This window comes from Pseudomonas purpurea, assembly GCF_039908635.1.
Lineage (GTDB): Bacteria > Pseudomonadota > Gammaproteobacteria > Pseudomonadales > Pseudomonadaceae > Aquipseudomonas > Aquipseudomonas purpurea.
The window spans coordinates 581,588-601,996 of the sequence record NZ_CP150918.1 but is presented as its reverse complement, the minus strand read 5'-3'; the positions used below and the strand labels follow the sequence as shown (position 1 = coordinate 601,996).

The 20,409-nt window shown below is 61.4% G+C and carries 14 protein-coding genes and 2 pseudogenes; 2 read left to right on the top strand and 14 right to left on the bottom strand.

Translation table 11 applies throughout. The features are described 5' to 3' along the window. Positions 1–33: 33 nt before the first annotated feature. Positions 34–1,140, bottom strand: a complete 1,107-nt coding sequence (locus AABM54_RS02705) for an O-antigen ligase family protein (RefSeq protein WP_347903574.1) — start codon at positions 1,138–1,140, stop codon at positions 34–36. 76 nt (positions 1,141–1,216) lie between these two features. Continuing rightward, complete coding sequence (locus AABM54_RS02700) at positions 1,217–2,335, bottom strand: capsular biosynthesis protein (protein WP_347903572.1); 1,119 nt, start codon at positions 2,333–2,335, stop codon at positions 1,217–1,219. Positions 2,336–2,649: 314 nt separating this feature from the next. On the opposite strand from AABM54_RS02700, the gene AABM54_RS02695 reads away from it, so the two are divergent. Then, positions 2,650–3,276, top strand: a complete 627-nt coding sequence (locus AABM54_RS02695) for a toluene tolerance protein (protein WP_347903570.1) — start codon at positions 2,650–2,652, stop codon at positions 3,274–3,276. An 18-nt stretch (positions 3,277–3,294) separates the two neighbouring features. Here the strand turns inward: AABM54_RS02695 and AABM54_RS02690 are convergent, their stop codons facing one another. The 4 genes from AABM54_RS02690 to AABM54_RS02675 all read right to left on the bottom strand — a co-directional run bounded on the left by AABM54_RS02690 (position 3,295) and on the right by AABM54_RS02675 (position 7,758). Beyond that, positions 3,295–4,599, bottom strand: coding sequence for a capsule biosynthesis protein (locus AABM54_RS02690; RefSeq protein WP_347903569.1), 1,305 nt, complete (start codon positions 4,597–4,599; stop codon positions 3,295–3,297). Beyond that, positions 4,596–5,522, bottom strand: coding sequence for a glycosyltransferase family A protein (locus tag AABM54_RS02685; protein ID WP_347903567.1), 927 nt, complete (start codon positions 5,520–5,522; stop codon positions 4,596–4,598). The genes AABM54_RS02690 and AABM54_RS02685 overlap by 4 nt, the downstream gene beginning before the upstream one ends. Next, positions 5,494–7,248: a carbamoyltransferase gene (locus tag AABM54_RS02680; RefSeq protein ID WP_347903565.1), complete on the bottom strand. Its 1,755-nt coding sequence runs from the start codon at positions 7,246–7,248 to the stop codon at positions 5,494–5,496. Before AABM54_RS02680 ends, AABM54_RS02685 begins: the two co-directional genes overlap by 29 nt. A 174-nt stretch (positions 7,249–7,422) precedes the next feature. Then, complete coding sequence (locus AABM54_RS02675; protein ID WP_347903564.1) at positions 7,423–7,758, bottom strand: YceK/YidQ family lipoprotein; 336 nt, start codon at positions 7,756–7,758, stop codon at positions 7,423–7,425. A gap of 256 nt (positions 7,759–8,014) precedes the next feature. Between AABM54_RS02675 and AABM54_RS02670 the strand changes: the two genes are divergently transcribed. Continuing rightward, a complete protein-coding gene (locus AABM54_RS02670; RefSeq protein WP_347903562.1) occupies positions 8,015–10,117 on the top strand; it encodes a TonB-dependent receptor in 2,103 nt (700 codons plus the stop codon). Between the two features lie 36 nt (positions 10,118–10,153). Here AABM54_RS02670 and AABM54_RS02665 read toward each other — a convergent pair whose 3' ends face one another. The 8 genes and pseudogenes from AABM54_RS02665 to glnE all read right to left on the bottom strand — a co-directional run bounded on the left by AABM54_RS02665 (position 10,154) and on the right by glnE (position 20,357). Next, on the bottom strand, positions 10,154–11,605 hold the full coding sequence (locus AABM54_RS02665) for a lipopolysaccharide kinase InaA family protein (protein ID WP_347903560.1): 1,452 nt from the start codon (positions 11,603–11,605) through the stop codon (positions 10,154–10,156). After that, positions 11,605–12,358 (bottom strand): annotated as a pseudogene (locus AABM54_RS02660) (lipopolysaccharide kinase InaA family protein). Before AABM54_RS02660 ends, AABM54_RS02665 begins: the two are co-directional and overlap by 1 nt. Then, a complete protein-coding gene (locus AABM54_RS02655; RefSeq protein WP_347903558.1) occupies positions 12,355–13,089 on the bottom strand; it encodes a lipopolysaccharide kinase InaA family protein in 735 nt (244 codons plus the stop codon). The pseudogene AABM54_RS02660 and the gene AABM54_RS02655 overlap by 4 nt, the downstream one beginning before the upstream one ends. After that, a complete protein-coding gene (rfaP, locus tag AABM54_RS02650) occupies positions 13,089–13,895 on the bottom strand; it encodes a lipopolysaccharide core heptose(I) kinase RfaP (RefSeq protein WP_347903557.1) in 807 nt (268 codons plus the stop codon). Before rfaP ends, AABM54_RS02655 begins: the two co-directional genes overlap by 1 nt. Continuing rightward, entirely contained in the window at positions 13,895–15,016 is a 1,122-nt protein-coding gene (locus AABM54_RS02645; RefSeq protein WP_347903555.1) for a glycosyltransferase family 4 protein, read from the bottom strand. Before AABM54_RS02645 ends, rfaP begins: the two co-directional genes overlap by 1 nt. Next, a complete protein-coding gene (waaC, locus tag AABM54_RS02640) occupies positions 15,016–16,077 on the bottom strand; it encodes a lipopolysaccharide heptosyltransferase I (protein ID WP_347903553.1) in 1,062 nt (353 codons plus the stop codon). Before waaC ends, AABM54_RS02645 begins: the two co-directional genes overlap by 1 nt. Position 16,078: 1 nt before the next feature. After that, the gene (gene waaF, locus AABM54_RS02635; protein WP_347903551.1) at positions 16,079–17,113 is read right to left on the bottom strand and encodes a lipopolysaccharide heptosyltransferase II; all 1,035 of its coding nucleotides are present in this window, start codon (positions 17,111–17,113) and stop codon (positions 16,079–16,081) included. 303 nt (positions 17,114–17,416) lie between these two features. Beyond that, positions 17,417–20,357, bottom strand: a pseudogene (gene glnE, locus AABM54_RS02630) (bifunctional [glutamate--ammonia ligase]-adenylyl-L-tyrosine phosphorylase/[glutamate--ammonia-ligase] adenylyltransferase). Positions 20,358–20,409 lie beyond the last annotated feature (52 nt).

The window sequence follows — 20,409 nt, the reverse complement described above, 5'->3', positions numbered from 1 at the left end:
GGCAGACATCATGCTCACAGGGAGCTGAATCACTTACAGAGGCGGGCCTGAAACATTGGCCGAAGCCTCACCTGTTTTCCCTTCGCGACCGGCCAGGACCAGGCTCAGGCCAATGGGCAGCCAGGTAATAAGCCAGTCAGCATTGGGCTTGAACCACAGGCCGATCCCGTCGGTCAGCAACGACACACTGGCGAACACCCATAACGCCAGCAATGCCTGACCCAGCGGTACATCCCGGCACGCCCAGCCACGCCAGCCGACGCGCACCCACAACAACAAAAACAGTATCAAGCCGGGCACACCCAGACGAACGCCCGTGTCCAGAAACAGGTTGTGCGGGTGCTTGTATGTGGAACCATCCGAGAGCTGGATCAAGTAGGTGTCAAACCCGACACCTGTCATCCAGTGGTCGCGTATCAATTGGACGCCGCCATGCCAGAGTTCCGGCCGGTAGGAAACGCCACGCTGAAGCAATATCTCGGGGTCGACAGCGGCTATGCATGCGATACCCACCACGGCCACAAGAATGAAGTACCCGCAGCGACGGGACTTGAGCGCTATGGCCATGACCACCAGCGTTGCAGCCAGGGCGATCCAGACGCCACGTGTCTGGCTCGATGCCAGAAATGCGGCATAACCCAAACCCGCAAACAGCAGCAACACTGCAACAGCAGGCTTGAGGCGAACATTCTTGAGCATGAACACGCCCATCACCGCCAGAGCGCCAACGGCATGGGAAGCCATGATGATGGCGTTCCAGACACCGATGGCGCTCAATCGGCCGCTCATGGGATTGCCGACAACAATATAGAAGTACACCCAGGACACACCGGCCATCAACCCGCCAAACACGCCGGCATACAGCAGCAAGCGCTCCAGGGGAATCATCGGTTGTTGCGCCGCCAGAACAATTCCAGCCAGGGAAAGCCCAATCAGAAACGGCATTTTGCCTTCACCGATCGGATCCTCGGCTCCGTGTATCAACAGCACCGTCAGTACCCAACCGGCCAACGCACCGTACAACCAGCACTCCGACTGCTTAAGGCGAAGACGGAAGTCGCGCGTGAACAACGCCAACAAGGCCGGCACCCACATAAAGGCGATGATCAGTTGGTGGTATAGCTTGCTGGTCGGCGACACCCATGCCCCACACAGGAATACGACCAAGCCTGCAAATGCCAGGGACGGAAGCAGGCCTTTACCTCCCGGACCGAACCTAAGCCACGTCACGAAAGGCCCTCAGCATTCGGCTCGCAACCCGTTCCAACTGCTTGGCGTCTGCATTTTTCCATCCCCCTTCAATGCAGTATTCATGGGTCATGTAGTGCAAGAAATTCAGCCTTATCCGCTCCTCGAGCGGCCAATGGGGGAAAGCCTTTACCCGTTCGACCAGTTCATCGCTGGAGTCAGCATGAACGACCAGTCCTTCGATGTTGAAAAATGCCTGACCCAACGTCAGAACCGGTTTACCTAACAGCAGACTTTCCAGCCCAACCGTCGAGTTCAGGGTGATGACGAACTGACTGGCCTCGATCAACTCTTGAGTCGAGTTGCCATTGGCGAACAGCAGACGCTCATGGGTCCGGGCATGGAGCTCCGGGTAGCATTCGTGGCTCGACGGGTGTTCCTTGAACACCACGGTTACGCCGGCTTCCCGGGCCAGCCGCTCACCCAGGGCAAACATCTCCCGCATGTTGCCGACCCAGGGCGAAAAGAGCCGGACCTGAGTGTCACGATCATCCTGAAACGGGATGAAAACAAACTGCTCCGGCAAGACGATCGGCGCAATACCTGTAGTGCGGGGCTTGCGTGGAATGAGTGTAGGAGCCGCCTGGTCCTCATGCACCGAAAAAGGATAGTTGAGGTAGAAACCGGCATCACGCGGGACGGAGTTGCGGTAGTTCACACCACGCCCATCCACCGTCGTGGTATCGGGCAGCAGGCCGTTTTCGAAAAAGAAGGTTTTGCAGCCGGACGGCGCCAGTGCCACCAGCAACTGGCAATAGCGATGGGAACCATTCCAGACCACCAGGGCATCGGGGCGCTCTCGATCAAGCAAGGCTTGCGCGCGGAGGGCCATCCAAGTTAATTCAAGACGTAACAAAAAGCGGTACAGGCGACCACTGTTCTTGTTTTTGACGTTCCGCTCTTCGCACTTTTCCTCGATAAGCCCCTGCCAGTCGATTCGCGCAAGTACGCTGGAGATCCGCCAAGGCCTCGGCCAAGGCATTTGTGGCACGGTGACAACTTTACCCTTGAGCTCGGTTTCATTGATCAACCGATTGAAATAGAGGCCTTGGTGCTTGGCCATGGAAATGAACAGCATTGTCGTCATAGGGCGTCCAGAAAATAGGCTGCATCCACCCGCCTAGGTGCAACAGAATCACGTGAGACAAACCCGGTATTTCAACGTCCTGTCATGCGCCGGTTCGCGCATAGAAGCATGAAACCATAATAGAAGGGGCAAGCGCTCAGTGGTAGTCGGCCATACAACGTGACAGGCGGGCAGCTGCGACGAGAACCACGTAATACGAGCGAATTCGTCATAAAAAAAGTGGGGCGATTGTACCACAGCGGTTTTTTGCGACGTGCACGCTGCGGTAACATAGCCGGCTGCCCATCCCCTCAGGCCAAGCCTCTGGAGCCTTGATGCAAACGCTGGACCATGCCGTTTATCTCAACATGCGCGAGGGCGCCGACGTTCTCGAAGCCGATGGTAAAGGAGATAAAGTATTGCGCCTGGCCGACGGCTCGATGCTCAAGCTATTTCGTCGCAAGCGCCTGCTGACATCCGCCCTTTGGGCACCCTATGCCCGGCGCTTCGCCGACAATTGCCAGGTGCTGCGTGAACGCGGCATCGAATGCCCGAGCGTTCGCCAGGTCTATCGAATCCCCAGCATCAAACGGGACGCCGTGCACTATGACCCCCTGCCCGGACGCACCCTGCGTCAGTTGCTGGGCACCGACGCGAGCCTTCGCGCACAACTGGGCGAGTTCATGGCCCGCCTGCACGAAGACGGCATTTACTTTCGCTCGGCCCACTTGGGCAACGTGGTACTGACACCTGAGAACACGCTGGGGCTGATCGACATCGCTGACTTGCGCGCCTACCGCAAGCCACTTCGAAAGGGTCTGCGCCTGCGCAACTTCAAACACATGCTGCGCTATCGCGAGGACCGCGCCTGGTTACTGGCCGATACTCAATTTGCCGAGCATTACCTACGCCACCAGCACGTGTGCAACGCAAAGGAATTGAGCTTGGCACTCAACACCTGAACCCGGAAATGCCGGCTATCAACCGGCAGCAGGCAACGTAAACGTCTCGAAGTGACGTTTCGGATCTTCGCCGCGCAGCAGCTCGTCGACCAGTTGCGCGGTTTTTGCCAACCCCTGAGAGCCATGTACCAGGTGGTAATCGGCAAACCCGCGCGCCTTGGCGACATGCCCCGGATAATCCTGTTCGACCGCTTGCAACTGCCGGGAAAACTCCTCGACATTGCGCACTTGCGGGCCGAAAAACAGCGCGTGAGAGAAAATATCCTCATCGCCACCGGCGTTGACATGGATCACCGGCCGCCCCGCCAGCCCTGCCTCGATACCGGCATTGGACATGATGTTGACGACGACGCTGGCCTGCGCCAAAGCGTCTGCCAGTGAGTACTGGGTGTCGAGCAACTCGATGTTCGGTAACTGCGCAGCGGCATCGCTCCAGAACTGCGCACGACTGCGCGGGTGACGCTTGAACAGCACGCGATAATGCGAATGCTGCTCGGCCCAGTCGCGCAGCAACTGATAGGTCTGTTGGTAGCCAGGCTCTTTCTCTTTGTCCGGGCCGACCCCCAGAATCAGCAACGTGTGCAGGCCGGGCTCGGCGACCGGCAAATCATAGGTTTCATCGGCCAGGTAAGAGCCGAGCAGCACCACGGTCGATTCGCCAAAGCGCAGCGTTCGCTCCTGCAGGGCAACCAGTGAACTGTGGCCAAAGACGCCGTAATAGTCGTAGTCGTTCATCCCCAGCCGCCGCGACGACTCCAGCGTCGTGGCATGGGCCAAATGCAGCAACGGCGCGCCACGCGCCGCCAATGCCAACCGCAGAAAGGGCGCGTGAAGGCTGCCGTTGCGTTCGTTGATCAGCACCTTGGGGGTGTAGGTACTCACCAGCCATTGAGCATGGGCGGCGTACACCAGATAACGCAGCGGCACCGACTGCGGCGGCCTCGCCAGCATGCGCTCGGCACAGGCATCGGACGGCGAACGCAGGGCTGCCTCCACCAGATGCGCGCCCCGCTTGCGCACGGCATCGATCAGAATATTTTTGCGTTGAAGCGCCATGGATTTTGGCGCTGAATGCAGCAGCAGCACTTCGCAAGGGGCTGCCACTACCGAACCATTCATGCATGCCTTGGCACGAACACCGACCGCCACATCCACCAACACGTCACGCAACAGGCGCATCACACTGGCGCAGCGACCATGCCGTTCGCGCAACAGCTTCCAGCGATAGCGGTCCAGCTCGCGAGCCTTTTGCGCCCAACTGCCTTCAGCCTGAAACACGCCCTCAACAGGCAATGGCGTAGACACCGGACGCGGCTCGTTCATTTGAACAGCAACCGGATAGCCTTGCGGGTGTAAGACCAACGCGTGAGTGCACGCACATCGGTGCGCACGGCCTGACGATAGAACGCCTTGGCGTTGACATAGTCGCCAGCGCTGTAGCAATCGCGAAACAACGACAGGCAACGCTGAGCCAGGAACGGCTGACGCAAATCCTGAAGTTCAGCCGGCATGCGCGCAGGGGAAAACACCTCGTCGACCATCCCGGCACCCGCCGCCAGGCTTTGCTTGAGGTCATGCCGCATGCTGTCGCCGTGCTTGTAGATCAGCGCCAATGGCTGATCAAGCACGCTGCATGGAAACCGCGCCAGCACTTGGGCAAACACCGGAATGTCTTCGACGTTGCGCAGGTGCTCGGGATAGTTGCCCGGCGCAAACACTTCGCGATGCATCGCACAGGCACCGTTGGACAGCGACACGGTCTTGTCCAGCAAGTAGCCGCGCACCCGTTGCCGGGCAGTGGCCGGCAATGGCTTTACGGCGTGCAGGGAGCGACGACCATCGTCGAACACCGACCAGTGCCCGCCAATCACCAGACGGCTTTCGGGGTGACTGGCAATGTGTTGCGTCAACGCAGCCAACGCGCCCTGGGCCATCTCGTCATCGGCATCGAGGAAGATCAGGTAGCGCCCCGAAGCCTCCACAATCCCGCGATTTCGTACCGAAGACAGACCGCCATTGGGTTTGCGCAAGGCACGAAAACGTCCGGGATGTTGCGCCTGAAGCTGCTCCAGAACTTGCGGGGTCGCGTCGGTAGACCCGTCGTCGATCACCAGCAATTCGGCTTGGGCGTCAGCCAACTGCGCCAATACCGATTCCACCGCACGCGGCAGGGTCTTGGCGTAGTTGTAGGCCGGAATGACGACGCTGATCAGCAGCTCAGACAACGGTGTGCCCTTCCACGCCATCCTTGACCACCAGAATGTCTTCCATGATCAGGTACTGCAGATCGGAGCCGAAGAACATGTTCAGGGCGTCGGTCGGCGAGCAGATCATCGGCTCGCCACGGCGGTTCAGCGAGGTGTTCAGCGACACACCGTTGCCGGTCAGCACTTCCAGCGCTTTCATCATGTCGTAGTAGCGCGGGTTGTATTCGCGCTTGAGCACCTGGGCGCGGGACGTGCCGTCTTCATGGACGACTTCCGGCACACGGGTTTTCCACTCTTCAGCCACTTCGAATGTGAAGGTCATGAACGGTGCCGGGTGATCGATCTTGATCATCTGCGGCGCCACGGTGTCGAGCATCGACGGGCAGAAAGGCCTCCAGCGCTCGCGGAACTTGATCTGATGGTTGATCCGGTCAGCCACGCCGGTGGCGCTCGGGCAACCAATGATCGAACGACCGCCCAGCGCACGTGGACCGAACTCCATGCGACCCTGGAACCAGGCCACCGGGTTGCCCTCGACCATGATCTTGGCGATACGCTCCGGCATGTTGTCGATCTGCTGCCATTTCGGCGCGCTCGGGTGACGTGCGCAGGCGGCGATCACGTCTTCGTTGCTGTACGACGGGCCGAGGTAGACGTGTTCCATCTTCTCGACCGGTACGCCACGGGCGTGGGACACATAGGCCGCAGCGCCGACCGCAGTACCGGCATCGCCGGACGCCGGTTGCACGAACAGCTCCTTGACGTCATCGCGGGCGATGATTTTCTGGTTCAGCTTGACGTTCAGTGCGCAACCGCCCGCGAAGGCCAGCTTGCCGGTTTCCTTGAGCACGTCGCTCAGGTAGTAATCGATCATCTGCAACGCCAGTTTCTCGAACAGCGCTTGCATGCTCGCGGCGTAGTGGATGTACGGCTCGTCGGCAATGTCGCCTTCACGTTTCGGGCCCAGCCACTCGATCAGCTTCGGCGTGAAGTAGAAACCTTTGCCTTTCTCTTTGTAGCGACGCAGGCCGATGACGTTGGCGTAGTCGGTGTTGATCACCAACTCGCCGTTTTCGAACGAGGCCAGGCGCGAGAAGTCGTATTTGCTGGCGTCGCCGTACGGCGCCATGCCCATGACCTTGAACTCGCCATCAAGCATTTCGAAACCGAGGAATTCGGTGATCGCGCCATACAGGCCACCGAGGGAGTCCGGGTCAAAGAACTCTTTGATCTTGTGGATCTTTCCGTTCTCGCCATAACCGAAGAAGGTCGTGGCGTACTCGCCCTTGCCATCGATCCCCAGGATCGCGGTTTTCTCTTTGAAACCGGAGCAGTGGTAAGCGCTGGAGGCGTGGGCCAGGTGATGCTCGACCGGTTCGATCTTGATTTTCTTCGGGTCGAAGCCCAGTTGCTGGAGACACCAGACAATCTTGTTGCGATAGCGTTTGTAGCGACGGTTGCCCATCAGGATCGCATCAAGTGCACGATCCGGGGCATACCAGTAACGCTTGGCGTAGTGCCAGCGCGCCTTGCCGAACAGGCTGATCGGGGCGAACGGAATCGCAACCACGTCAACGTCGGACGGCTTGATGCCCGCCTGTTCCAGGCAGAACTTCGCCGATTCGTAGGGCATGCGGTTCTTTGCATGTTTATCGCGTACGAAGCGCTCCTCTTCAGCCGCCGCGACCAGCTTGCCGTCGATGTACAGGGCTGCGGAAGGATCATGGCTAAGGGCGCCGGACAGGCCAAGAATCGTCAATGCCACAGGGGTCTAGCCTCTTAAGTCTGCATGCAGGCGACGTGCGCCTGAAAATAATGTGTCCTCGCACAAGGGCGAGAAACAGCTAAAGGGCGGGATTATAGCGTAAAGATCGCGGGAATGACCCAGCGGTTATCAGCCCCTGAAAGATCACATCGAGCGAGCGCGTTCCGACTTTGATCATCCGCGACCGGGCCTCCAGTAAATGTTGATACTGCCATCCGCGCTCTGCCGGTAGACCGTATAAGGCAAGGCAAACGTGTCGAGGACACCCGAGACCGTCATGTCCAGTAATATGGCCGGCGCAAGGATACCCGTGGAGTCTGGTGGTGCATTCAATATGCAAAAGTCATAAGCCAGGCCGCTGTAGATGCGCGGAATGGATTGACAGTAGGTCTTGTGTTTCCTGAGGCCATGAGCCGCTTCGGCCTCATCGCGCAGTACCGTACTGACGGTCCCGCAACCCGCCACTGCCAGTAAAAAGATACCGAACACCACTGCCATTTTTATCGTCAAGATTCGCCCTCCGAGAACGTCAGGCAAACTAGCATTGCAGTGGTTCACGTCACAGATCACAGCCTCTCTAGACTGCGTAGGAAGGTTCGTAACGATTTGTCGCCCCTGACCCACAGAGCCCGCGCTTGCCCGCCGAGGCGCGACTGAATGTCGCACAGGGGCTGCGCCAGAAGTTTCACTCGTTAAACTCGCGGCCCTTTTTCATCCTGCATCCGCGCGCTGATCGCCATCGCCCTCTCGGAAACCCTCCCCGCCCATGAAAATTGCTGTCCCCGCGCACGTTGCGCTGCTGCTCTATGGCCTGAGTTTCAATAGCCCCAGCCAGGCCGACGACTCCCCGCTGTTGCTCGACCCGAGCGTGGTCACCGGCTCGTGCAGTGCCAGCCCGACCTTCGATTTGCCGTACTCGGTCGACAGCATCAGCCGTGAACAGATCAGCGACGGCCAACCGGGCATCAACGCCTCCGAGACCTTGCAGCGCGTACCAGGCCTGGTGGTGCAAAACCGCCAGAATTACGCCCAGGACTTGCAGATTTCCTCCCGTGGCTTCGGTGCCCGTTCAGCCTTCGGGGTGCGCGGGATCAAGCTGCTCGCCGACGGCATTCCAGCCAGCACCCCGGATGGCCAGGGCCAGGCAGCCACCTTCAACCTCGACACCGCCGAGCGCATCGAAGTGCTGCGCGGCCCGGCAGCGACCTTGTATGGCAGCAACGCGGGCGGGGTGATCCAGATGTTTTCACGCAACGGCGAAGGCCCGCCGCGCATTGGCGCCGAAACGCTGATCGGCAGCGATGGCCTGGGCAAAAACCACCTCACGGCCGAAGGTGCGGTGGACGGCGCGGGCTTCGTGCTCGACGCCTCTGGGATGGACACCGACGGCTATCGCGACCACAGCGCCGCTCGCCGCGACCAGACCTTCGCCAAGCTCAACCTCACGCCCGACGACGACAGCAAACTGGCGCTGACCTACAGCAGTCTGGAGCAGAACGCCACTCAAGACCCACTGGGCCAGACCTGGGACGCCTACAAGGCCGACCCGCGCTCGGTGAGCCGCAACGCACTGACCTACAACACCCGCAAGAGCATTGATCACCAGCAGATCGGCCTGAACTACGAGCGCTACTTCGGCGATGCAACCTTGCAAGTCAATGCCTACACGGGCGAGCGCAGCGTAATCCAGTACCTGTCGATCCCCAAAGGCACGCCGGCCAATGAACGCGGTGGTGGCGTAGTTCAGTTTGATCGAAAGTTCTACGGCGCCGGCGTGCGCTGGTTGCAACCCGTCAGCGGCGTCCCCGGCGAGCTGACGCTGATCACCGGGCTGGATGTCGACCAGAGCCAGGACGACCGCCACGGCTATCAGAATTACCGTGGCGGTACGCTGGGTGTGAAAGGTGAAATGCGTCGCAACGAAGTCGACACTGCGCGCAGCCTTGATCCCTACATTCAGGCCAACTGGGCCATCGAACGCTGGACGTTCCAGGCCGGGTTGCGCCACAGCACCATGGAACTGGACGTCGACGACCACTTTCTGAGCAACGGCGACGCCAGCGGCAACAAGCGTTACCAGAAAAACACCCCGTCAATGAGCGTGATGTATGCCTTCAGCAATGACTTGCATGGTTACGTCAGCGCCGGTAAAGGCTTCGAAACCCCGACCCAGGCAGAGCTGGCCTATGCGCCGGGCGCCGCCGAAGGCTTCAACTTTGGCTTGAAACCGTCCGAAAGCACTCAATACGAAATCGGCTTGAAAGCCCAACTCGGCCACCGCACACGAGTGAACGCGGCGCTGTTCCAGATCACCACCGAGGACGAGTTGGTGGTGGCCCAATCCATCGGCGGTCGCACCAGCTACCAGAACGCCGGACGCACATTGCGCCGTGGTTTTGAATTGGGTGTCGAAAGCCAGTTGAGCGAGCAGTGGAGCGCGAACCTGGCCTACACCCGCTTGCAGGCGACCTACGACAGCGACTTCACCAGCGGCACCGGTGCGGCGCAAAAACATATCGAACAAGGCAACTACCTGCCGGGCGTGCCGCAGACCACGCTGTTCGCGGAGCTGAACTGGAAGCCGCGAGACGGGGTCAGCACCGCCGTCGAAGGGGTGTATCGCAGCAAGGTCTACGTCGAAGACACCAACCAGGCCCACGCGGCACCGGGCTACAGCGTGTTCAACTGGCGCGCACGGTTCGAACAGAAAGCCGAGCACTGGACGTTCCACCAGACCGTGCGCCTGGATAACCTGTTGGACCGGCAGTACGTCGGCTCAGTGATCGTCGGCGACGGCAATGGCCGCTATTACGAAGCGGCGCCGGGACGCTCGTGGTATGCGGGCGCGGGGGCCGAGTACAGCTTCTGAGGATGGCGACCGCTTGCGGTCGATCGCAGGCTCGGCTTAGTGGGCGCTACCCGCATCCTTGGGCAGGCGCTGATCAATCACTTGATACAGCGCGCTGCTCTCTGGCCAGTTGCGCATGAACCGCGCCCGGTCCCGTGCATACGCGGGGGCGAAGCTGGCGAGGGAGCCGTGCTGACACATCGAATCGAGGTCGATCAACGCCCAGCGACCCTCGTGCCAGAACAGGTTATGCCCCTTGAAATCGCCATGGCTGATCCGCTCGCGAATCAGCTCGGCGAACAAATGCTCCAGCGCCTGCAACTCGGCCTCGGGGGCCGCGCCACTTTCCACGAACGGTGCAAAACGCCCAATGATGTCCGGGCCCGGTAAAAACTCGGTCACCAGGTACGCACGGCTGCGCAGCCAGAGAAAGCGCTTCTCCAGCAAGGCCAGCGGCTTGGGCGTGGCAAAGCCCAGGAACGCCAGGCGATTGCCTTCACGCCAGGAACACCAGGCCCGGCTCGGGCGCCAAAAACGCTTGAGCCAGTGGGCGAAGCCTTTGATGTTGTAGCGCTTGACAAGCAACGTACGCCCTGCCACCTCAACCTTGCCGACGCTCGCCGCGCCGCCGGTCTTGAACAGGTGACCACGACTCAGCAAGGCATCGGCCTGCTCCAGCACCGGCAGCATGGCGGCGGCTTCTTCGCGACGTATCGCCCGCAAGCCGAAGGCCCCGCGCTGAACGCTGAACAACGTGCATTCGCGGCCGACCTTGTTGAGGAAGTCCTTCAGGCGCCAACTGCGAACCTTGTTCACCTGCTTTTGCAGGGCTTCGAGCGGCAACGCGTGCTCGCTGTTGCTCAGCAGGTAATGCACCAGCAGTTCTTCGGTGAAGGGTTCGAGGGTCTTGGGCAACTGGGCGAAAAACACCCCGAGATTCTCCAGCACCTTGTCTCTGGACAACGGTTTGCCGGCCTGCTCGACGCAAATACCCGCGCCGTCGATCAAGTACAGTTGGCCGCCGTGGCGCAGCAGGTTGTCCAGGTGCAGGTCTTCCTGCCACAGGCCCTTGCCGTGCAGCCGGGCGATGGCGGCAAGCGCTTCGGCCAGCACCGCCACTTGTGGGTCCGCCAGCAACGGCAGCGCCTCGACAGCTTGCCAGGCGTCGCCCAGGCTTTGCGCGTCCTCGAGAAACTCGAACAATAACCAGCCGCCCTCACCGTCTTTCAAGCCATCGGCCAGCAGCAACGGGGTGGTCATGCCTTGCTCGGCAAGCAAACGCACGCCGTCCCGCTCACGCTGAAAGTGCCGGGCGGCCTTGCTGCCGACCAGCAGTTTTGCCAGCACCGGACGCCCGCGCCATACGCCCGCCCCGACGTAGCGCTGCCCCGGCAGCACCCGCAGCAGCGTAAGCAATTGCAGTTCGGCGCTGCCAGCGGCATCCGCCAGCTCAAGACTCAACGGCAGGCTCGGCGCACGGCCGGCATGCCTCAACTCGGACAAACGCATCAGCGTGCTTCCTTGTCGCTGCGTCGTGCGCTCAACCGACCGATCCAGGTATCGACCAGTGCACCGTCCTGCGGATGATCCAGGTAAGTCGCCAGCAGCAACCGCACATGCTCTGCGCTCCAGGCCTGCGAGCGACGCAGCAGCGGCTCAAGGTCCTTGATCCGGTCGCGCAGACCGAATAACAACGGACGGGTCTTCTCCAGGTCGATCAACTGCGCCCGATACCCGCCAACCGTGGCCTGCAAGAAAATGTGCTTGGGATAGAAACAGCCGTGCATCTGCCGCACGCCGTGCAGGCGCCGCGCCAGCTCGCCGCAGGCCCTTGACGATGGCGCGCTGCTCGCTCTCGGCCAATTGCGGCCATTGCTGCAACAGCGAATCCAGATCGTCCCAACCGTCCAGCGCCCGAGTCAGCAACACGGCGCGGGTTTCGCCCGGCACCTTGCGCTCACCGAAGAATGCCGCCTGCAACGCCGGAATCCCCAGCGTCTGATAACGGAGGATATTGCGAAATTCACGGGCGAAACTCGGCTCGCCAAAGGGCCGGTGCAAGGTCCGCGTCAGGTAGTTGCTCTGGCGCTTGAGGTAGAACCCCCGCCCCTCCAGATCCATCCGGAACACACTGCTCCAGCCTCCCCGGTTGGTGTTGGGTTCGTCCACCGCGTCAAGCTCTTTGGCCCACAACGCGTCAAAGTTGCCAAGGCCATGACGCTCAAGCAGCGCCTTATCATCGGCGGCCAGGAAATCAGTCATTCGCGTCCCTCGAAAAATCTCACAACATGCCGGATACGCCGCTTGTCCGCGACAGTCAGCCGAGCCCGTTGACGGTATTGCAAATAGAAGCGCAGGCGCTGGGTTGCCGACAGATGATACTTGGCGACCTTGTCCAGGCAGGCCAGATCCTTGGTGATTCGGTACTTGAGCCAGAAGCCGCGCCAGAAGTCGCCGTTCGGACAGTCGATCAGGTACAGCTGCGCCTCGTCATCGACCAGCAGGTTGCGCCACTTCAAGTCGTTATGGGTGAAGCGCTGCTCATGCATGACCCGCGTATAACGAGCCAGTTGACGGCTGACGCTATCGACCCAGGCCCGATCGGCCAGGCGCGGATCCTTGCGAGCCGCCAGCACCGACAAGTCCTCAGTACACGGCAACTCGCGGGTGATCATCGCCCCACGCGCGTAGGCGGCGTAGCGCCGCTCCAGGCCCCAGCCCACCACTTCGGCCGTGGGGATGCCCCATTTGGCGAAGCGCTTGAGGTTCTGCCACTCGGACTTGACCCGAGGCCTGCCCAGGTAGCGGCGCAAGCCCTTGCCGGCGCCGACATAACGCTTTACGTAATAATTGATCCCGTGACGCTGGACACGAATGACCTCGGACAACGGGTCGCGCGTCAGACGCTCACCCTCCAGGGCGAATACGGCGTCGAGACTGCCAAATTCATCGTGCAGCGCACGATAGGCAGGCTCAAGGTTCCAACCCGCCATCAGAGCGCATCTCCATAGCGCTGTTTGCGCTCGTAGAGTTTGTTGGCCTTGCCTTCAAGCCAGGCGAGCAATGACGCTTCTTCACGCAGGACCTGACGCAAGGGTTGCTGGAAATAACCCTTGAGGAACCGCAGCTTGTCGCGGCGAGTCAGGCCGATATCCAGTGCCGAGAAGTACAGCGCCGCCAGGTCTTTGTTGCGCCAGCGCTTGGTGATCGCCGGGCGGGTCTGGGCGCGGTGCAGGTCGATCACCGAGAGTTTGAAGTCGTCGGCCGTCACTGGTTTGTCGGTGTGCAGCAGGAAGTGACAGATGTAGCAGTCGCGGTGGTTGACCCCGGCGCGGTGCATCATGCCAGTCATGCGCGCCACTTCGGCGATCAGCGCATGTTTGAGCGCAGGTGCCGGCGGCTGCTTGAGCCAATCGATGCTGAAGTCTTCCAGGCTGACGGTCGGCGCCAGTTCTTCGGTGACGATGAACGAGTGCTGATCCGCCGGGTTGCTGCCGCGCTCGCCGTAGGCGACGGCGGTCATGGTCGGCACGCCGACTTCCTGCAAACGCTGGATCGCCCGCCATTCCTGGCCGGCGCCGAGCACCGGCAACTTGGCGGTGAGCAGGTTCTTGAAAATCTCGCCCCAGCCAATACCCCGGTGAATTTTCACGAAGAACCCGTTCCCGGCAACTTCAGTGCGCAAGGTGCGGCGAGCTTCGAGCTCACGGTAAACCTCGCCCTTCAGGCCTTCGACTTCGGTGAACGCATCGCGTCCGGCCCAAAGGCTCTTGAACGGTTCGGCAAGAATCAACTTCATCAGTGCTGCTCCGCCAGAATCACATCCGCCGCATGTTGCGGCATGCTGTAGAGATCGGCCGTGTCGGCGAAGGCCAGGCCATTGCGGCTCCAGGCCGCACGCGCTGCGTCGTCGCTCAACATGGTCGTCAGGTACTGCGTGAGTTGCGCCTGTTCGAACGGCTCGTCCAGCACCAGACCGCTGTCGGCCTCGGCAATGTAATGGGCATAACCGCACACCGCACTGACCAGCACCGGCAAACCGGCCACCAACGCCTCAAGCAATACCGTCCCGGTGTTTTCGTTGTAGGCCGGGTGAATCAACAGGTCGGCGCCCAGCAGGAAACGCGGGATATCGCTGCGCCCCTTGAGGAACTGCACGTTGTCGCCGAGCCCCAACGTGGCGCTCTGCAACTGGAATACTTTGGGGTCGTCCTGGCCAATCACAAACAACCGGGTCCGTTTACGCAGTTCCGACGGCAACGCCGCCAACGCCTTGAGGCTGCGGTCGACACCCTTGGTCTTGAACCCGGAACCGATCTGCACCAGCAACAACTCATCGTCGGCCAGGGCGAACTCGCGGCGGAATTCGGCGCGAATCTCGGCCGCATTGGCCGGCGCACGACGATCCTGGGCAATGCCCGGTGGCAGCAAATGGAAGCGCTCGAGCGGCGTGTCGTAATGCTTGATGAACAGCGGCTGTTGCACTTCGGAGATCATCAGCACTTCGGTTTTCGCGTCTTTGGCGAACACCGCGCGCTCGTACTCGGCGAAGTGCCGGTAGCGGCCCCAGCGACGGTAAAGCGAATGGCGCAGGTTCTGTGCCTTGTCTTCGAAGCAGCCGTCGGCGGCGTAGTAGACGTCCAGGCCCGGCATCTTGTTGAAACCGATCAACCGGTCCACCGGCCGCTTGGCCAGGTCTGCTTCCATCCAGGCCGTGAGTTTCTCGTTGCGCCGATGGTTGAAGATCGCCTTGACCGGCGCCACCAGCACTTCGAAACCCGGCGGGACGTCGCCTTCCCAAATCAGCGTGTAAACGCGGATTTGATGCCCGCGCTGCTGACATTCCAGCGCAATACGCATGAAATCACGCTGCAAACCGCCAAACGGGAAATATTTATAAAGGACAAAAGCCAGTTGCATCAGCGCAGCTCCTCAGCCAGTAACAACGTGCTTAATCGGCTCGCGACACGCTCGGGGTTCAGGCGAGTGAAGCACAGCGGCCACTCGCGCTTGATGTCGAACCGGCGCTGGTCTTCAGCGCTCGGTTGATAAGTGCATTTCTTTTGCAGGCACGGCGCGCACGAAAAGTCGCTCGCCAGGTGAATCTGACTCTTGCCATAGGCGCCGGTCAGGCCCGGATTGGTCGGGCCAAACAACGACACGGTCGGCACATCCAGCGCGGCGGCCAGGTGACCGAGGCCGGTGTCCACCGCGACGCAGGCTTGAGCGCCGGCCAACACCCGCGCGACGCCCGCCAGGTTCAACTTGGGCAGCACTTCGGCGTTGCGCATGCCCTTGGCAATGCGTTCGGCTCGGGCCTTCTCCAGCGGATTGCCCCACGGCAGTTTCACCGCCATGCCCTGGTGCCCCATGCGCTCGGCCAGTTCACGCCAATAGGTTTCCGGCCAGTGCTTGGTGTCCCAGGTGGTGCCGTGCAGGAACACCACGTAGGGATTCTTGCGCGGCAGTTCCACCAGGCGCTCGACGTTCAGGCCATAGTCGCCCAGCCCTTGCGGCAAATCGTAACCCAGAGCCACGGCAAACAACTGGCGCAGCCGCTCCACCGCATGCTGCCCACGGGCCACCGCCAGACGCCGCGAATAAAAGCGCGCCGCCATCGGCTCGCGGGCCGAATCCTTATCGAGCCCGGCCACCGGGGCGTTGACGTAACGGGTCAGCCAGGCGCTTTTGAGCAAGCCCTGAGCGTCGATCACCAGGTCATATTTCGTGGCGCGAACGCTTTGCTTGAAGCGTTTCCACTCGCCGCTTTTGAAGGTCTGCCAGAGGTTCTTGCGCCAGCGACGGATCGCCACCGGAATCACTTTGCCCACGGCCGGGTGCCAGGTCGGAATCTCGGCAAAGCCTTCTTCCACCACCCAGTCGAATGTGATCCCGGGGATAGCCCGCATCGCGTCGGTCAATGCCGGCAACGCGTGGATCACATCGCCCAGGGATGAAGTCTTGATCAGCAATACCCGCAACTTAACGGACCTCTACCGGAGCGCCTTGCAGGCGTTCTAAGGCTTCGTTCACCGGTTGCGGCATCAACTGGCGCAAGCAGTTGTAATGGCCGAAGCGGCAGGTGCGATCAAAGCAAGGGCTGCATTCGATGCCCAGACGCACGATCTCGACCTTCTCGGCCAACGGCGGGGTGAAGCCCGGCGACGTCGAGCCATAAACCGCCACCAGCGGACGGTTCAGCGCAGCGGCAACGTGCATCAGGCCGGAGTCGTTGGACACCACCGAATCGGCACAGGACAGCAAGTCGATGGCCTCGGCCAGCGAGGTCCCACCACTGAGGTTCACGGACTCTTCACGCAAGCCCGGAATCAGCCGCGCGCGAATATCTTCGCCCACCGCGTGATCGTTTTTCGAGCCGAACAGCCAGACTTGCCAACCTTCACGGTTCTTCGCCTCCGCCACCTTGGCGTAGTGCTCGGACGGCCAGCGCTTGGACTCGCCGAACTCGGCACCGGGACACAGCGCCAGCACCGGACGGTCAAGGGTCAGGCCAAACTTGGCCAACGCCGCATCACGGCTGCCCGGGTCGATTTGCAGGCTCGGGCGCGGGTACGGCGTGGGCAGGTCGGCGCCCGGTTCGTAGGCCAGCGCCATAAAGCGCTCGATCATCAGCGGGTAGCGTTCTTTATCGAGTTTGCGCACGTCATTGAGCAGGCCGTAACGGAACTCGCCACGCCAGCCGGTGCGCTTTGAAATGCCAGCGAAAAATGGCACCAGCGCCGACTTCAGCGAGTTGGGCAGCAGAATCGCCTGGTCGTACTGGCCGGCCAGGGACTTGCCGATCCGCCGCCGCGTTGCCAGCTCCAGCGCACCGTGGCCGAGCGGGAAGCTCAAGGCCTGGCGCACTTCGGGCATGCGCTCAAGGATGGGCCGACTCCACTCGGGGGCCAGCACGTCGATTTCGCACTGAGGATGACGCTGTTTCAGACACTGAAAGAGTGTCTGCGCCATCACCATGTCACCGACCCAACTGGGCCCAACGATCAGAATTTTCATAGTTATCCACAAACGAATAAGGGAGGCATAAGCCTCCCCGCCTCGATAATCCAGCACCTGCAGCCTTGGCTGTCAGGTCATTTGGACGAGCCGGCTGGGGCTCGTCGGAACAATTCTGTACACATCATCAGTCAGCATAAACCTTTGTGGCGAGGGAGCTTGCTCCCGCTGGGCTGCGAAGCCGCCCAAAAACCTGCCACTGCATTTTATCTGACACACCGCGCCGACTGAGTTACGACTGCTTCGCCGCCGAGCGGGAGCAAGCTCCCTCGCCACAAAAGCCCGCCACATTCCGAGTCGGTTTCAGCTTAGCCCCAGCTCACGCCAGATCCGTAGCACTTCGCGACGTTCGGCCACGAATTGGTCACCGGCAATCACCCCGGCCTCGTTCTGCAGGGCCTGGCGATGAGCGGCGGCGCGGTAGGTCTTGTAAGCCTCACGCAGCAGGCTGGCATCGTCGGCGGGCATCAACCCGACCTCCTCCAGCCCTTCGAGTATCCGGATGTTATCCGTGTACCGCAGCAGCGAGGGGTGCGTGTCGGACCACGCCAAAGCGGCGTATTGCACCATAAATTCAATATCGACGATACCTCCGGCGTCCTGCTTGAGATCGAACGGCGCCGTGGCTTCGAAGGCATTTGCCGCAGTGCCGGCGGCGGTCGCCTTGCTGCCAAGGTTGTCGCGCATCTTGGCACGCATCTCGCTGACCTCCTGGCGCAGCATCGACAAGTCACGCTCACGCCCCAAAACCTGCGCCCGGACCTTCTCGAATGCCTGGCCGACATCCTGACTGCCCACCAGCACCCGCGCCCGCACCAGCGCCTGATGTTCCCAGGTCCAGGCTTCATTCTCCTGATAACGCGCAAACGCGCCGAGCGAACTGACCAGCAGCCCCGACGCACCGGACGGACGCAAGCGCATGTCAACCTCATACAACTGGCCGGAGTTGGTCTGGGTGGTCAGCAAATGAATGATGCGCTGGCCGAGACGGGTGAAAAACTGCGCGCCGTCGATCGGTTTCACGCCATCGGTTTCCGCCTGCGGATCGCCGTCGTGAATGAACACCAGGTCCAGGTCCGAGCCATGCCCCAGCTCCAGGGCCGCCCACCTTGCCGTAACCGACAATGATGAACCCCGGGTCGCACAGTGTGCCGTCGCTGCGTTGCGGCGAACCGTATTTGGCCACGGTTTGACGCCATGCCAGCGCCAGCACTTGCTCCAGAATCGCTTCGGCGAGCCAGGTCAGGTAATCGCTGACTTTCATCAGCGCCAGGCTGCCGGCGATCTCCGAGGCGGCCACCCGCAAACGGTGCGCCAGTTTGAAATGGCGCAGGGCTTCCATCTGTTGTTCGAGGTCATCCTCGGGAATCCGCGTCAGGCGCTCGCGCAACTCGGCGGCCAGTTCCGGCGCCAGCGGCGGCTTGAACAGGCGACCTTCGTTGAGCAACTCGTCGAGCAACAACGGGAAACGGGTGATCTGCTCGGCGATCCACGGGCTCGCCGCGCACAAGGTCAACAACCGCCGCAGCGCACCGGGGTTTTCGGTGAGCAACACCAGATAAGCCGAACGCCGCGCCACCGCCTCAACCAAAGGCAGCACGCGTTCCAGCACCAGGTCCGGGCTGGCATGTTCCACGGCCTGGGCCAGCAAGCGCGGGATGAACACATCCAGACGCTCACGCCCCAGACGCTGCATCGAACGCAATTGCGGGCTGCTGCGCAAGCCGGCCAGCGCCTTCAAGGCCTTGCTTGCATCGATGAAACCGCCCTCTTCCAACTGTCGGCACGCCGCTTCGTCGTCCTGAGCTTCTTCCCAGAGCGGCAGCCATTCACCGCCGACCACCACTTCGCTTTCCTCACCCTCTTCTTCGTCAGGGTCGGCGATGACCTGACGGAAGTGCCAATCAACGCGACCGCGCCAATACATCAGCCGCTCATGGAACGACGCCCAATCGGCGAACCCGAGCATGAAGGCAATGCGCGCCTGATCCTGCGCGCCGTCCGGGAGCATTTGGGTCTGGCGGTCGGCAATCGCCTGGATCGCATGTTCGGTGTATCGCAGAAACTCGTAACCGTCGCGCAACTCGCTGACCACTGCTGGCGGCAGATAACCTTGCCCTTCCAGCGTACTCAGCACTTTTAATAGCGGGCGCTGCTGCAAACTCAGGTCGCGGCCACCGTGGATCAACTGGAACGCCTGGGCAATAAACTCGACTTCGCGAATGCCGCCGGAGCCGAGCTTGATGTTGTCGGCCATGCCTTTGCGCCGCACTTCCTGCTGGATCAACTGCTTCATGGTGCGCAGCGCTTCAATCGCCGAGAAGTCCAGATAACGCCGATAAACGAACGGGCGCAGCATGTCTTGCAGTTGCGCACCGGCCACTTGATCGCCGGCCACCACCCGCGACTTGATCATCGCGTAGCGTTCCCAGTCGCGGCCCTGGTCCTGGTAGTACTGCTCCAGCGCATTGAAGCTGAGCACCAGCGCGCCGGACGAACCATAAGGCCGCAGGCGCATGTCGACGCGGAACACAAAACCGTCGACGGTCATCGGGTCCAGCGCCTTGATCAACCGCTGGCCCAGACGAATAAAGAACTCCTGATTGTCCAGCGCACGTTTCACACCGACTGTTTCACCGCCCTCGGGGTAAGCGAAGATCAAGTCAATGTCCGACGACAGGTTGAGCTCGACGGCGCCGAGCTTGCCCATGCCGAGGATGACCATCTGCTGCGGCTCGCCACTGCGCCGCCCGGTCGGTGTACCGAACTGCTGGCAGTGGCGCTGATACAACCATTGATACGCCTGGTCGATGCTGGCGTCGGCCATGTCCGAGAGGTCGCGGCAGGTCTGGATCAGGTCGGCCTGACGCGTCAGGTCGCGCCAGATGATCCGCACTTGCAGGCGGGTCCGCTGGCGGCGCAGCACGCGCCCCAACTCATCGTCGGTGGTCGCGGCTTGCACGGCGGCCGCGATTTGCCCGCACAACTCGCCGGGGGCGAGGCTGCGCTCAAGCTCCCCGGACTGCGCCAGCTCAAGCAACATCAAAGGATCACGAACGCTCTGTTCAATCACGAAGTCGCTGGCAGCGGTCACACGGGCGAATGCGGCCCAGCGTTCGGGCGACCAGGTGGACAAGCCATGGTCATGGTCCAGCGTGGCAACCGCGGCACGGAACGACTGCTCGGCACGGCTGACAAACGGCTGGAGAATGGCGGGCAGTTCGGCAAGCGAAGGGAGGCTCATGGGCTATCCTTGATCGGCGTAGAAAGGGCGGTCTGTAGTGAACGCATCAAAT

Excerpts from the sequence above, each read along its gene's own strand:
- AABM54_RS02700 (WP_347903572.1), bottom strand. The coding sequence starts at position 2,335 with ATGACGACAATGCTGTTCATTTCCATGGCCAAGCACCAAGGCCTCTAT.
- AABM54_RS02695 (WP_347903570.1), top strand. The coding sequence starts at position 2,650 with ATGCAAACGCTGGACCATGCCGTTTATCTCAACATGCGCGAGGGCGCC.
- AABM54_RS02690 (WP_347903569.1), bottom strand. The coding sequence starts at position 4,599 with ATGAACGAGCCGCGTCCGGTGTCTACGCCATTGCCTGTTGAGGGCGTG.
- AABM54_RS02685 (WP_347903567.1), bottom strand. The coding sequence starts at position 5,522 with ATGGCGTGGAAGGGCACACCGTTGTCTGAGCTGCTGATCAGCGTCGTC.
- AABM54_RS02670 (WP_347903562.1), top strand. The coding sequence starts at position 8,015 with ATGAAAATTGCTGTCCCCGCGCACGTTGCGCTGCTGCTCTATGGCCTG.
- AABM54_RS02665 (WP_347903560.1), bottom strand. The coding sequence starts at position 11,605 with ATGCGTTTGTCCGAGTTGAGGCATGCCGGCCGTGCGCCGAGCCTGCCG.
- AABM54_RS02655 (WP_347903558.1), bottom strand. The coding sequence starts at position 13,089 with ATGGCGGGTTGGAACCTTGAGCCTGCCTATCGTGCGCTGCACGATGAA.
- rfaP (WP_347903557.1), bottom strand. The coding sequence starts at position 13,895 with ATGAAGTTGATTCTTGCCGAACCGTTCAAGAGCCTTTGGGCCGGACGC.
- AABM54_RS02645 (WP_347903555.1), bottom strand. The coding sequence starts at position 15,016 with ATGCAACTGGCTTTTGTCCTTTATAAATATTTCCCGTTTGGCGGTTTG.
- waaF (WP_347903551.1), bottom strand. The coding sequence starts at position 17,113 with ATGAAAATTCTGATCGTTGGGCCCAGTTGGGTCGGTGACATGGTGATG.